Here is a 13,551-nt window from a genome sequence, read left to right as displayed (position 1 = left end):
TAGTTGGACATAGACGGGGCCTCATCGATGCGGTCCCGCGCGCAGGAGGTCGTCGTGGAGACTCCGGGGTCGCAGTCGTCACTGCACCGAGCCAATCTCGAACGGGTCGTGCGAGCGGTGCGGTTGGCCGGGTCGCTGACACAGGCCGAGATCGCGAGGACGACGGGCCTGTCCGCAGCGACCGTCTCCAACATCGTGCGCGAGCTCAAGGACGGCGGAACGGTCGAGGTCACCCCCACCTCGGCGGGCGGCCGCCGGGCCCGCAGCGTCTCCCTGAGCGGGGACGCCGGCATCGTCATCGGTGTCGACTTCGGGCACACGCATTTGCGCGTCGCGGTCGGGAATCTCGCCCACCAGGTGCTGGCCGAGGAGTCCGAGCCCGTCGACGTGGACGCCTCCTCGACGCAAGGGTTCGACCGGGCGGAAGAGCTGGTCAACCGGCTGATCACGGCGACCGGAGTGGACCGCTCCAAGATCGCCGGGGTGGGCCTCGGCGTGCCCGGACCGATCGACGTGGAGTCGGGCACCCTGGGCTCCACCGCGATCCTCCCGGGCTGGACCGGCACCAGACCCGCGGAGGAGCTGGGCAGCCGTCTGGGCGTACCGGTGCACGTGGACAACGACGCGAACCTCGGCGCCCTCGGTGAGCTGGTCTGGGGCAGCGGGCGGGGCGTCAGGGACCTGGCGTACATCAAGGTCGCGAGCGGGGTCGGCGCGGGGCTGGTCATCAACGGCAAGATCTACCGGGGCCCGGGTGGCACAGCGGGAGAAATCGGGCATATTACTCTTGATGAGTCCGGCCCTGTCTGCCGTTGCGGAAACCGGGGCTGCCTGGAGACCTTCACGGCCGCGCGCTATGTGCTGCCGCTTCTCCAGTCCAGTCACGGGACCGACCTGACCATGGAGGGAGTCGTACGGCTGGCGCGGGACGGAGACCCTGGTTGCCGTCGGGTGATCGCCGACGTCGGCCGACACATCGGCAGTGGAGTCGCCAATCTCTGCAATTTGCTGAACCCGAGCCGAGTGGTCCTCGGTGGCGATCTCGCCGAGGCCGGTGAGCTGGTGCTCGGGCCGATCAGGGAGTCTGTCGGCCGCTACGCGATCCCCAGTGCGGCGCGTCAACTTTCCGTTCTCCCGGGGGCACTTGGAGGCCGTGCGGAGGTGCTCGGAGCGCTCGCTCTCGCACTCAGCGAGATGGGCGATTCGACCCTTTTGGACGGGTCGCTGACCGCGGCCACACCTGTCTTCACTTAGAGAACGCACGACGCCGTTGCCATCTCGTTAAGTATTTACTTCTTGACGCCGAACGCGCGGCCGAGTTGACTTCCAGCCACCTCGGCCGCAACGACGCGGCCTCGTCAGGGAGGTTTCAAAGTGAACACGCGTATGCGTCGTGCCGCCGTTGCCGTTATCGCCACCACGATGGCCGTTGCGATGGCCGCCTGTGGCAAGGCAGGCGACGACAAGAAGTCCGACAGCAGCTCCAGCTCCTCGGGCGGCACGAACGCCTCGATCGGCCTGCTCCTGCCCGACAGCGTCACCGCTCGGTACGAGAAGTTCGACAAGCCGTACTTCGAGGCGAAGGTCAAGGAGCTCTGCTCCGGCTGCACCGTCCAGTACAACAACGCGAACGCCAGCGCCGCGACGCAGGCCCAGCAGGTCAGCAGCATGATCACCAAGGGCGTCAAGGTCATCGTGATCAGCGCCCAGGACTCCGCCGCGATCAAGTCCTCGATCCAGCAGGCGGTCAACAAGGGCATCAAGGTCGTCGCGTACGACCGTCTGGCCCAGGGCCCGGTCTCCGCGTACGTCTCCTTCGACAACGTCCAGGTCGGCAAGCTCCAGGGCGAGGCGCTCCTCACCTCGCTGGGCTCCAAGGCGACCACCAAGTCGAAGATCGTCATGATCAACGGTGACGACGCCGACCCGAACGCCGCGCAGTTCAAGAAGGGCGCCCACGAGGCCCTCGACGGCAAGGTCGACATCGCCTACGAGCAGTCCGGCCTCTGGAAGGACAGCGTCGCCGGGCAGAAGATGTCCGCGGCCATCACCCAGCTCGGTGCCAAGAACATCGCGGGCGTCTACTCCGCCAACGACGGCATGGCCGGCGGCATCGCCACCGTCCTCAAGGGCGCCAAGATCGGCAGCATCCCGCTGACGGGTCAGGACGCGGAGCTCGCCGGTATCCAGCGCATCGTCGCCGGTACCCAGTCCAGCACCGTCTACAAGGCCTTCAAGCCGGAGGCCGAGGCGGCCGCCACGCTCGCCGTCGACCTGGCGCAGAACAAGAGCATCTCCTCGCTCGCCACCACGACCCAGACCAGCGGCTCCGGCAACAAGGTGCCCTCGCAGCTGCTGACCCCGGTGTCGGTCACCAAGGCCAACATCAAGGACACGGTCATCAAGGACGGTCTCTACACCGTCGCGCAGATCTGCACCGCCGACTACGCCGCGGCGTGCAAGGCGGCCGGTCTGCAGTAATCACCGCCCAGCGGTGACAGACCCCCTTCGGCGTCCGCCCCACCTTCCAACCCCGCTGTGGGGCGGGCGCCGATCGGAACCCGTGCGAACGCAGCCGTTGCCAACAGGCACCGGCCGCGCGCATGTTCATCTTGTAAATCTGTGCCTAGGCACAACCCTCCGCGGCTTTTGACTAGCGCGGCATCCCCGCCGGTCAGGCGGCGAAGGAGATGGTTAACGTGTCCGCTACGCCCGTGCTGGCGTTGCGCGGAGTCTCCAAGCGATTCGGTGCGGTGCAGGCCCTCACCGAAGTAGAGCTGGAGGTCCACGCCGGAGAAGTGGTCGCACTGGTGGGCGACAACGGCGCAGGAAAGTCCACTCTGGTGAAGACCATCGCCGGAGTGCATCCCATCGATGAAGGAGTCATCGAGTGGGAGGGCAACCCGGTCAGCATCAACAAGCCGCACGACGCCCAGGGACTCGGCGTCGCGACGGTCTACCAGGACCTCGCACTGTGCGACAACCTCGATGTCGTCGGCAACCTCTACCTCGGGCGTGAGCTGCTGCGCCACGGGGTCATCGACGAGGTCACGATGGAGAAGCACTCCCGTGAGCTGCTGAGCACGCTCTCCATCCGCATCCCGAGCGTGCGCATCCCGATCGCCAGCCTCTCCGGTGGTCAGCGGCAGGTCGTCGCCATCGCCCGCGCGCTGATCGGTGACCCCAAGGTCGTCATCCTCGACGAGCCCACCGCCGCCCTCGGTGTCGAGCAGACCGCACAGGTCCTCGACCTGGTCGAGCGGCTGCGCGAGCGCAACCTCGGCGTCATCCTCATCAGCCACAACATGGCCGACGTCAAGGCGGTCGCCGACACGGTCAACGTGCTGCGCCTGGGCAAGAACAACGGCTCCTTCCCGGTGAAGGACACCAGTCAGGAAACGATCATCGCCGCGATCACCGGTGCCACGGACAACGCCGTGACCCGTCGTGCGGTGCGCAGCACGGAGGCGGCAAAGTGAGCGACACGTCAGACACCGTGAAGAAGGACGCGGTGGCCACGGCCAACGCCGCGTCCGCGGAGGACCCCACGGCGGCGGCCGCGTCCGCCACCGTCGTCGACCCGCGTCTGCTGGTCCGCGAAGAGGGCTACAAGGGCTACATCACCGAGTTCAAGCGCAAGGTCAAGGGCGGTGAGCTCGGCTCGCTGCCGGTCGTCGCCGGCCTGATCGTCATCGGCATCATCTTCCAGTCGCAGAACAGCCGGTTCCTGAGCGCGGACAACCTGTCCAACATCAGCTACTACCTGTCGGCGACCGGCATGCTCGCCATCGGCCTGGTCTTCGTGCTGCTGCTCGGCGAGATCGACCTGTCCGTCGGCTCGGTCAGCGGTCTGGCCTCCACCCTGTTCGCCGTCTTCGTGGTCAACCACGGGATGAACGGCTGGCTGGCGCTGGTCCTGACGATCATCACGGGTATCGGCATCGGCGCGCTGCACGGCTTCTTCTTCGCGAGGATCGGCGTACCGGCGTTCGTCGTCACCCTGGCCGGCTTCCTCGGCTGGAACGGTCTGATGCTGTGGCTGCTCGGTTCGAGCGGCACCATCAACATCCCGGACGAGGGTCCGGTGCACCTGCTCGGCCAGGGCTCCTTCTTCATGGACCAGTCGATCGCGGGCGCCTACATCCTGGCCGCCCTCGGCGTCGCGTCCCTGCTCTACGGCTCGCTCGTCGAGCAGCGCCGCCGCAAGGCCGCCGGGGTGCCGTTCCGGCCCACCAGCGAGATCGCGCTGCGGGTCGGTCTGCTCGCCGTGGCCGCGTTCGTCACCGCGTACGTGCTGAACTCCTCGGCGGGTGTCTCCAACTCGCTGGTGATCTTCCTCGCGTCCCTGGTGATCGTGGACTTCGTGCTCCGTCGTACCCCGTACGGCCGTAAGGTCTTCGCGGTCGGCGGCGGCATCGAGGCCGCGCGCCGTGCCGGTATCAACGTGTCCATGATCCGGATCACCGTGTTCGCCATCTCCGGCGGCTTCGCGGCGGTCGGCGGTATGTTCTTCGCCGGTCAGACCCAGAGCGCCACGCTCAACGCCGGTGGCGGCAACACCCTGATGCTGGCCATCGCGGCCGCGGTCATCGGCGGTACGAGCCTCTTCGGCGGTCGCGGCACCGTCTGGTCCGCCCTGCTGGGCATGCTCGTCATCCAGTCGATCCAGACCGGTCTCGACCTGCTCAACATGAACACGTCGATCCAGTACATGATCACGGGTGGCGTCCTGCTCGGCGCGGTCGTCATCGACTCGGTGTCCCGCAAGAGCCAGAAGGCCTCGGGTCGCGGCTGACCTGCCCCTTCACACAGACTGTGCCCGGTATCGAACGCGATACCGGGCACAGTCATGTCGTAGGAAAGGCTGTTCTTGGGTACAGCCGATCGCGTGACGTATGACGCAGAGCCCGGGCGCCGTCCGCAAAGGCGGAACATTAGACTCGACAAGCCCGGCAACAGCTCGATCAGCTCTACTCGCAAGGAGGCACGGGTGCCGCTGCTGACCCGCATCAGGGGACCGCGCGATCTGGACCGGCTCAGCCTGGAGCAGCTGGACCAGCTGGCCGGGGAGATCCGGACCTTCCTCGTCGACGCCGTCTCCAAGACCGGCGGCCACCTCGGCCCGAACCTCGGTGTGGTCGAGCTGACCATCGCCCTGCACCGCGTCTTCGAGTCGCCGAAGGACCGGGTGCTGTTCGACACCGGCCACCAGTCCTACGTCCACAAGCTGCTCACCGGCCGCCAGGACTTCTCCAGGCTGAAGATGAAGGGCGGCCTGTCCGGCTACCCCTCGCAGGCCGAGTCCGAGCACGACGTCATCGAGAACTCGCACGCCTCGACGGTCCTCGGCTGGGCCGACGGCCTCGCCAAGGCCAACCAGGTCCTCAAACGCGACGACCACGTGGTCGCGGTGATCGGTGACGGCGCGCTGACCGGCGGTATGGCCTGGGAGGCGCTGAACAACATCGCCGACGCCAAGGACCGCCCGCTCGTCATCGTCGTCAACGACAACGAGCGCTCCTACGCACCGACCATCGGCGGCCTCGCGAACCACCTGGCGACCCTGCGGACCACCGACGGCTACGAGCGCTTCCTGGCCCGCGGCAAGGACCTCCTGGAGCGCACTCCGGTCGTCGGCAAGCCCCTCTACGAGACGCTGCACGGCGCGAAGAAGGGCCTGAAGGACTTCATCGCCCCGCAGGGCATGTTCGAGGACCTCGGTCTGAAGTACGTCGGCCCGATCGACGGCCACGACATCGACGCCCTGGAGTCCGCGCTCGCCCGCGCCAAGCGCTTCGGCGGACCGGTCATCGTGCACTGCCTCACCGAGAAGGGCCGCGGCTACCAGCCCGCCCTCCAGGACGAGGCCGACCGCTTCCACGGCATCGGCCCCATCCACCCCGACACCGGCCTGCCCATCAAGGCCTCCGGCGCCGACTGGACCTCCGTCTTCGGCGACGAGATGGTCGCGCTTGGCCAGGAGCGCGAGGACATCGTCGCGATCACCGCCGCGATGCTCCAGCCCGTCGGCCTGAAGAAGTTCGCCGACGCCTTCCCGAACCGCATCTACGACGTCGGCATCGCCGAGCAGCACGCCGCCGTCTCCGCGGCCGGCCTCGCCACCGGCGGACTGCACCCCGTCTTCGCCGTCTACGCCACCTTCCTCAACCGCGCCTTCGACCAGGTGCTGATGGACGTGGCGCTGCACAAGTGCGGGGTGACCTTCGTCCTGGACCGGGCCGGCGTCACCGGCACCGACGGCGCCTCCCACAACGGCATGTGGGACATGTCGATCCTCCAGGTCGTCCCGGGCCTGCGGCTCGCCGCACCGCGCGACGCCGACCAGGTCCGCGCCCAGCTGCGCGAGGCCGTCCAGGTCGAGGACGCGCCGACCGTGGTCCGCTTCTCCAAGGGCGCGGTCGGACCGGCCGTACCCGCCGTGGGCCGCATCGGCGGCATGGACGTGCTGCGCGCGCCCGGCACCGACGCACCGGACGTCCTGCTGGTCTCGGTCGGCGCCCTCGCGCCGATGTGCCTGGAGATCGCCGCCCTCCTCGACAAGCAGGGCATCACCACGACCGTCGTAGACCCGCGCTGGGTCAAGCCCGTCGACGAGGCCATGGCCCCGCTCGCCGAGCAGCACCGGGTGGTCGTCACCGTCGAGGACAACTCCCGTGTCGGCGGCGTCGGTTCGTCGATCGCGCAGGCGTTGCGCGACGCGGGTGTGGACGTTCCGCTGCGCGATTTCGGCATTCCGCCGCGCTTCCTCGACCATGCCTCCCGCGCCGAGGTGATGACGGAGATCGGCCTCACCGCTCCCGACATCGCCCGCCAGGTCACCGGCCTGGTCTCGAAGCTGGACGGCCGCTTCGAACGCCCCACGGCAGAGGTCGACTCGGTGGAGTCCGCGCGCGACTGAGGCACGGCCGGCACCGCTGAACGGGCCGCTTTTTCCACTCTTCGCAGTGGTGAAAGCGGTCCGTTCGCGTGAACCCGCCCGCGTCGGGGCATACGCACAACGCCCCCTCTCGATCATGTCGAGGACGCCAAGCGTGGGAGGTACACCCGTGAGCAGCACACTCTTCCGGACGAAGAGGGTCGAACAGTCCATCCAGGACACCGAGGAACCCGAGCACGCGCTCAGAAAATCCCTCTCGGCCCTGGATCTGACCGTGTTCGGCGTCGGCGTCGTCATCGGCACCGGCATCTTCGTCCTCACCGGCACGGCCGCCAAGAACACCGCCGGTCCCGCGGTCGCCCTGTCCTTCGTCGTGGCCGGCGTCGTCTGTGCCCTCGCGGCGCTCTGCTACGCCGAGTTCGCGTCCACGGTCCCGGTCGCGGGCTCCGCGTACACCTTCTCGTACGCCTCGCTCGGCGAGTTCCCCGCCTGGATCATCGGCTGGGACCTGGTCCTCGAACTCGCCCTCGGTACGGCGGTGGTGGCCGTCGGCTGGTCCGGCTACATCCACTCGCTGCTGGACAACGCGGGCTGGCATCTGCCCGAGGCGCTCAGCGGCCGGGACGGCGCCCACGGCTTCGGCTTCGACATCCTCGCCGCCGCGCTCGTCCTCGTCCTCACCGCGATCCTCGTGCTCGGCATGAAGCTCTCCGCGCGGGTCACCTCGGTCGTCGTCGCCATCAAGGTCGCCGTCGTCCTCGTGGTGATCGTCGCCGGCGCCTTCTTCATCAAGGGTGACAACTACAAGCCGTTCATCCCCAAGTCGCAGGCCGTGGAGGCGGGCGGCAACCTCAAAGCCCCCCTCATCCAGCTGATGTTCGGCTGGGCGCCCTCCAACTTCGGCGTCATGGGCATCTTCACCGCCGCCTCCGTGGTCTTCTTCGCGTTCATCGGCTTCGACGTCGTCGCCACCGCCGCCGAGGAGACCCGCAACCCGAAGCGGGACGTGCCGCGCGGCATCCTCGGCTCGCTGGTCATCTGCACGACGCTGTACGTCGCCGTCGCGATCGTCGTGACCGGCATGCAGAAGTACAGCTCGCTGTCGATCGACGCACCGCTCGCCGACGCGTTCAAGGCCACCGGACACCCGTGGTTCGCGGGCCTGATCAGCTTCGGCGCCGCGATCGGTCTGACGACGGTGTGCATGATCCTGCTGCTGGGCCAGGCCCGCGTGTTCTTCGCGATGAGCCGGGACGGGCTGCTGCCGCGCTTCTTCTCCCACGTCCACCCGCGCTTCCGCACCCCGTACCGCCCGACCATCCTCCTCGGCGTGATCATCGCGATCGTCTCGGGCTTCACGAGCCTCAGCGAACTCGCCGAACTGGTCAACATCGGCACGCTGTTCGCGTTCATCGTGGTCGCGATCGGCGTGGTAATCCTCAGGAACAAGCGCCCGGACCTGCCCCGCTCCTTCCGCACCCCCCTGGTCCCGGCCCTCCCGATCGTCTCGGTCCTGGCCTCCTTCTGGCTGATGCTCAACCTCCCCGCCGAGACCTGGCTCCGCTTCGCCATCTGGATGGCGATCGGCTTCGCCGTGTACTTCTTCTACGGCCGCACGCACAGCCGCCTGGGCCTGCAACAGGCGGCTGAGGCGAGGGAGTCGGCGACACCGCCGAGCGGAAACGCCTCGTAGTTCCTTCGCGATCGACCCAGTTGGTTGTCCGGCCCCGTAAGTCCCGCTCGGTGGAGGGGACTTGCGGGGCCGTGTCGCGTGTGTGTCAGCCGGTGCGGGTCAGCCCCGTACGCTGCGCGGGCCGGTGACCTCCGCGCCCAACTCCGTGACCCTGCGCCGGAGTTCACGGTCCGCGGTGACCACAAGACAGGGCCGGCCGGCGGCCTCGGCGACGAGTTCGACCATGCGGTCGTCGCCGCTGCCGGGGGCCGAGTCCACCCGTACGCCCGGAACGGACGCCACGCCACGGGCCGCGCCCTCCACGACGAGGACGAGTTCCACGGGGTCCGTGCGGCCCGGCAGACCGTCGCTCGCGAGCCGGTCGCGGAGGCGCTCGGCGGCACCCTTGCGGTCGCGCCACCAGCCGTCGGGCACCGACCCGACGACGTTGGCGCCGTCGACGATCACGAGCAGGGGAGTGTCCTCGTCCATGGGGCAAGGGTCGCACGTGGGCGGGGGGTGCCCCGCGCGGAAGTACCCGCCCCACTTACAGTGAACCGGTGAACGGCGACTGGCTCATACGCGGCCGCGACGGCCGGCTCAGTGTGTATCTGCCCTCGGGCGACGCCGTCCTGTGCCGGGCGGAACGCGGCCCCGGCGGCCTCTGGAGCGCCCCGCGCAAGGTCGGCGGCGACCAGAAGCTGCACCCGGGGCTGCTCGGTATCGGACAGGGCGCGGACGGCTACGCCCACCTCGTGTCCTGGCGCCCCACGCGGGCCGACGAGTCCGGACTGGTCCACTCCACACACTTCCGGCCCCGCCTCGCGGCCCTCGACTGGAGCCCGGTCGGCCACCCGGACAAGAAGGGCGACCGCACCGGTGTACCGGCGATCGCGGTCGACGCGGAGGGCCGGGCCCATGTCTTCGTGCGCAACGCGGGGACCGGTGTCAGCCTGCTGGCCCAACGGGAGAAGGGCGGCTGGGAACCGTGGCGCGACCTCAAGGGGAGCGACGTCCACGAGGACCTGGCGGCGGTGACGGGGGAGTCGGGCACGGTCGAGCTGTACGCGGCGGTACCGGGCGCGATCCTGCACTGGCGCCAGCCGGAGCCGGGCGAGCAACCGGTGCTGGAGGAGGCGATGGAGGCCACGATCCGCCCCGGCACACTCCGAGCCCTCCCCACCTCCCCGTCGAGCACCACCCTCTTCTACACGGACGACTCCGGCGACCTCTGCGTCTGGCGCCCCGGCACCAAGCCCATCGCCCTCCTCCCCTCGGCGGGCCCCGGGCCGGTCTCCGCGGTCCGCTGCGAACTCGACGGCTATGACTGCACGTTGCTCGCCCAGCGCTCGGCGAGCGGCCGGGTCGCCTTCGCCGCGTATCCCACGGAACAGGAGTCCGCGGGCGCCTGGTGGACCGAGTCGGGGCCCCAACTCCCGGCGGACGCCGAGGTCTCGCTGACGCTGGACGAGGACGAGCGGGTGGCCGCGGCGACGGTGTCGCCGTCCACCGGTCAACTGCTCGTCACGCGGCGGAAGGAGGAGGCGGGGCTGGCGTTGGAGGCGTGGCGGGAGGTCTGACCGACTGGTCCTTGCACACCGCTCAGCCCATGCGCGGCGTCCACTGCCACCCGCCCGTGCCCACCGTCACCGGATCGCCGAGGCCGCCCGCGGCCGTGCCGGGGTGGAGGGCCAGGGCGCTCGCCGTGCCGGCGTCGGTCGTGGTGCGGAGGGCGGGGCGGTCGTCGCCGTCCAGGTGCAGTCCGCCATCGCGACGCGTGTGCCGAGAGCGCCGGTGCCGGTGCTCGGGTGCAGCCGCAGCGTGCCGGTGGTCCGGTCGCGGGTCCAGAGGTCCGGGGTGCCGTCGCCGTTCGCGTCACCCGGGGCGGTGGTGCCGGTCCGCACCGCGCTGTAGCCGGGCAGTGCGTCGGCCAGTGCCACCCACTGGCCGACGCACAACTCCTGGAGCAGTACGGCGTCCGCGTCCCACGCGGTGATCTGGTCCACCGTCAGACCGGTCCGGGCCGCGGTGTCCAGACCCCTCCGGCACCCCTCGTGGCCACCGCACACGTTGTACGTGATCGAGCGCACGCCGGGTGCCGTGGCCGGGTCGACCTGGTCGGCGTACGCGCTGCCGCTCGGCGGCAACAGGGCCGCGCAGAGCGCGAGTCCGGTGCCGAGTCATGCCAACCGGCTTGTGGCAGCCAGCAGTTGCCCCCTCGCGATGTTCCCGGTTCCACCTGGTCGTGCCGCCCCGTCAGGACGAAGTCCCGCCCGTGGCCGGTGACTTCTTCGCCGACTCGGGGATCGTCGAGTCGGTGCGGAGCGCCTTCCACAGCGTCGTCGCCTGGGGTTCCGCCGCGACCACGCGGTTCGGGTCGACCTTGTCGTAGGCCACCGGGAGCATGATCGTCTCCATGGTGGACGGGTTGACGCCGTTCAGGCTGCGGCCGAACTCGGCGAGCTTGGTGAGCGAGGCGAGTTCGGAGTCGGTGGTGAGCGCGGCGGTCAGCTGGTCGGCGATCTTGTACGCCTTGACGGGGCTGCCCAGCAGGTCCTGCTTCTGGATCTCGGTGAGCAGGGCCAGCATGAACTTCTGCTGGAGGCCGATGCGGCCGAGGTCGCTGCCGTCGCCGATGCCGTGCCGGGTGCGGACGAACTCCAGGGACTGGGTGCCGTTCAGCCGGTGGGTGCCCTTGGTCAGGTCGAGGCCGCTGGAGGTGTCGTGGATGTCCTCGTCGACGGTGACGGTCACGCCGCCTATCGCGTCCACCAGGTCCTTGAAGCCGGCGAAGTCGACCTCGACGTAGTGGTCCATGCGGGTCCCGGACATCTGCTCCACGGTCTTCACGACGCAGGCCGGACCGACCTGGGAGTAGATGGAGTTGAACATCACGCGCTTCGCCGACGCGACCGAGGAGCCGTTCGACGTGGTGCACTCCGGGCGGGTCACCAGGGTGTCGCGCGGGATGCTGATCGCGACGGCCTTCTTGCGGCCCTCGGGTATGTGCATCACCAGCGCGGTGTCCGAACGGGCGCCGGAGACCTTGCCGGTGTTCAGCTTCGCGTTGGCGCCGGCGCGTGAGTCGGAGCCCAGGATCAGGATGTTCTGCCCCGAGGTGGGCAGCTTCTCCGGCCGGTCGTCGCCGATCGCCTTGTCGATGTCGACGCCCTTGATGTTGCCGTCGATCCCGCTGTAGAGCCAGTACGCGGTACCGGCTCCGGCGAGGACCAGGACGGCCAGCGAGAGCAGGATCCAGCGGCCGGTGCGGCGCTTGCCGGTGCGTCCGCGCTTGCGTCCTCGCCCGCCGCCGCGCCGCGAGGGCGTGTCGGAGTCACTGTGCTGGGGCGTCGAGACATGGCTCATCCTGCTTCGAGTCCTCGTGGGTCGTGCCCCGGAGACGGGGCGGTGCTGTGGCGTGAGGACTCGGGTGGGGGGTGAGGCCGGTCCGTGTGCTGCCTGAACGTTTCCGCACTATAGGCAGAGGATCTGCTGATCATGCATGGAATGTGATGCGGTTGTAAACACAAACCCAACAAATAGTATGCAGCTGCCGCTTTGACCGGTCGTGCCTGATCGCACTTGATCACGACCGGTCGTCGACTGCGGTGACCGCGGGCCAACGGGGGCCGCGGGGGAAGGACGACGACGGATCATGCGGGCCACTACCGCGCGTGACAACGAGAGACGGCAGGCGACGGCCGACGGCGGGGGACCGACCCGGGACGACGGGCGCCGGGCCGTGCTGTCCGGACCCTGGCTGCTGCCCGGGCACGACGGCCGGCTCCTGGCGTTCGCGCACGTGGACGGCGCCGTCCTGCGCTGGACGGAGAGCACCCCCGGCGGCCCCGACTGGCTCGGCCCCGACGTCCTGCCCGCCAAGAACGTCACCTCGCTCACCGTCGTCCAGGGCCGCAACCGCTACGCCCACCTGCTCGGCCGCCGGGTGCGCGGCGACGGCACGGACCCCCTCGCGGTCGACCTGGTCTACGCGATCCAGTACCAGACCGGCCGGCCGATGAGCGAGTGGCGCTCGGCCGGCAACCCCCTCGCCCAGCGCGCGCGTTCCGCGCAGACCGGGCTGCCGGCCGCGGCGGTCGACACGGCAGGCACGCTGCACGTGTTCGCGCCGACCTCCGAGGGCCGCGTCTTCCTGCGCCGCGAGGACGCCCAGGGCCGCTGGCAGCCCTGGCTCGACCTGAAGACCCGGGCCTGCCCGGACATCCCGGCCGCGGTCGCCACCTCCACCGGGCACGTCGAACTCCTGGTGCCCGGCCCCGCCGGCGCCCTGACCTGGTATCAGGCACAGCCCGGCGCCGCTCCTCAACCCGGTCACGAGCTAGGGGTGGTCGCGCTGCCCGGCTCCGTCACCGGCCTGGAGACCTCGCCGGGCCGGGTCACGTACTACCTGACCGATGTGGCGGGCGGCCAGATCGTCGCCGTACGCGCGGGCGACTGGCCCGTGCCGGTGGGCGGCGACCCGGGCGACGGACGGCACGCGGCCCTCGCGACCACCGTCGACGGTCACCCCTGCACGGCGCTCGCCCACCGCGACGCCGACGGCCGGATCGTGGTCGGCCTGTGCCCCACCGAGGGCGAGCGGTACGGCGTGTGGTGGACCGACACCGGAACCCCCTGCCTGGGTGACCCCGCCCTCGCCCAGGACGCGCACGGCCGGGTCGTCGTCCTCGCGACGGCGCCGGACGGCACCCTGACCCTGGCCCGCCAGACCGACGGGCCGGGGCTGACGCTCGGCGACTGGATCCGGTTGTGAGGGACAGGTGTGACGGCGCGAGACAGGCGGGTCCGACCGGTGTGCGGCGGGGTTGGGGCCGCGCGGTTGTCGCAGAACCGGCGGGCGCGGCGGGGTCCGTCGTCCTGTGGGACCGGCGGGCCGGGGCTGACGTTCGGCGACTGGATCCGGTTGTGAGGCAGGGACGTGATGGCGCGATGACAGGCGGGTCCGACGGGTGTGTGGGCG

11 protein-coding genes are annotated in these 13,551 nt (G+C 69.8%); 8 read left to right on the top strand and 3 right to left on the bottom strand.

Going from position 1 to position 13,551, the window contains the following annotated elements; genetic code table 11:
* Window positions 1–54: 54 nt before the first annotated feature.
* The 6 genes from OG194_RS10840 (at window position 55) to OG194_RS10815 (ending at window position 8,591) form a co-directional block, all read left to right on the top strand.
* Window positions 55–1,254, top strand: coding sequence for an ROK family transcriptional regulator (locus OG194_RS10840; RefSeq protein WP_019063292.1), 1,200 nt, complete (start codon window positions 55–57; stop codon window positions 1,252–1,254).
* A 132-nt stretch (window positions 1,255–1,386) separates the two neighbouring features.
* A complete protein-coding gene (locus tag OG194_RS10835; RefSeq protein WP_327407034.1) occupies window positions 1,387–2,481 on the top strand; it encodes a sugar ABC transporter substrate-binding protein in 1,095 nt (364 codons plus the stop codon).
* Window positions 2,482–2,690: 209 nt separating this feature from the next.
* Complete coding sequence (locus tag OG194_RS10830) at window positions 2,691–3,479, top strand: ATP-binding cassette domain-containing protein (protein ID WP_327400657.1); 789 nt, start codon at window positions 2,691–2,693, stop codon at window positions 3,477–3,479.
* On the top strand, window positions 3,476–4,795 hold the full coding sequence (locus tag OG194_RS10825) for a sugar ABC transporter permease (RefSeq protein ID WP_327400656.1): 1,320 nt from the start codon (window positions 3,476–3,478) through the stop codon (window positions 4,793–4,795). The genes OG194_RS10830 and OG194_RS10825 overlap by 4 nt, the downstream gene beginning before the upstream one ends.
* Window positions 4,796–4,990: 195 nt before the next feature.
* Window positions 4,991–6,919 carry a 1-deoxy-D-xylulose-5-phosphate synthase gene (gene dxs, locus OG194_RS10820; protein ID WP_327400655.1) on the top strand — a complete coding sequence of 643 codons (1,929 nt, stop codon included), beginning with the start codon at window positions 4,991–4,993 and terminating at the stop codon, window positions 6,917–6,919.
* A gap of 148 nt (window positions 6,920–7,067) precedes the next feature.
* Window positions 7,068–8,591 carry an amino acid permease gene (locus OG194_RS10815; protein ID WP_327400654.1) on the top strand — a complete coding sequence of 508 codons (1,524 nt, stop codon included), beginning with the start codon at window positions 7,068–7,070 and terminating at the stop codon, window positions 8,589–8,591.
* Window positions 8,592–8,690: 99 nt separating this feature from the next.
* Here the strand turns inward: OG194_RS10815 and OG194_RS10810 are convergent, their stop codons facing one another.
* A complete protein-coding gene (locus OG194_RS10810; protein ID WP_327400653.1) occupies window positions 8,691–9,062 on the bottom strand; it encodes an NTP pyrophosphohydrolase in 372 nt (123 codons plus the stop codon).
* Window positions 9,063–9,130: 68 nt separating this feature from the next.
* Here OG194_RS10810 and OG194_RS10805 point away from each other — a divergent pair, with 68 nt between their 5' ends.
* A complete protein-coding gene (locus tag OG194_RS10805) occupies window positions 9,131–10,150 on the top strand; it encodes a hypothetical protein (RefSeq protein ID WP_327400652.1) in 1,020 nt (339 codons plus the stop codon).
* A gap of 66 nt (window positions 10,151–10,216) precedes the next feature.
* On the opposite strand, the gene OG194_RS10800 is transcribed toward OG194_RS10805, so the two are convergent.
* Both OG194_RS10800 and OG194_RS10795 read right to left on the bottom strand, forming a co-directional pair.
* Window positions 10,217–10,717 carry an endonuclease/exonuclease/phosphatase family protein gene (locus OG194_RS10800; protein WP_327400651.1) on the bottom strand — a complete coding sequence of 167 codons (501 nt, stop codon included), beginning with the start codon at window positions 10,715–10,717 and terminating at the stop codon, window positions 10,217–10,219.
* Between the two features lie 109 nt (window positions 10,718–10,826).
* Entirely contained in the window at window positions 10,827–11,936 is a 1,110-nt protein-coding gene (locus OG194_RS10795; RefSeq protein WP_327400650.1) for an LCP family protein, read from the bottom strand.
* Window positions 11,937–12,225: 289 nt separating this feature from the next.
* On the opposite strand from OG194_RS10795, the gene OG194_RS10790 reads away from it, so the two are divergent.
* The gene (locus tag OG194_RS10790) at window positions 12,226–13,344 is read left to right on the top strand and encodes a hypothetical protein (RefSeq protein WP_327400649.1); all 1,119 of its coding nucleotides are present in this window, start codon (window positions 12,226–12,228) and stop codon (window positions 13,342–13,344) included.
* Window positions 13,345–13,551: the final 207 nt, after the last annotated feature.

This window comes from Streptomyces sp. NBC_01288, from assembly GCF_035982055.1.
Taxonomy (GTDB): Bacteria; Actinomycetota; Actinomycetes; order Streptomycetales; family Streptomycetaceae; genus Streptomyces.
This window is presented reverse-complemented; position numbering and strand designations above follow the sequence as displayed.

Excerpts from the sequence above, each read along its gene's own strand:
- OG194_RS10835 (WP_327407034.1), top strand. The coding sequence starts at position 1,387 with ATGCGTCGTGCCGCCGTTGCCGTTATCGCCACCACGATGGCCGTTGCG.
- OG194_RS10830 (WP_327400657.1), top strand. The coding sequence starts at position 2,691 with ATGGTTAACGTGTCCGCTACGCCCGTGCTGGCGTTGCGCGGAGTCTCC.
- OG194_RS10810 (WP_327400653.1), bottom strand. The coding sequence starts at position 9,062 with ATGGACGAGGACACTCCCCTGCTCGTGATCGTCGACGGCGCCAACGTC.
- OG194_RS10795 (WP_327400650.1), bottom strand. The coding sequence starts at position 11,936 with ATGAGCCATGTCTCGACGCCCCAGCACAGTGACTCCGACACGCCCTCG.
- OG194_RS10790 (WP_327400649.1), top strand. The coding sequence starts at position 12,226 with ATGCGGGCCACTACCGCGCGTGACAACGAGAGACGGCAGGCGACGGCC.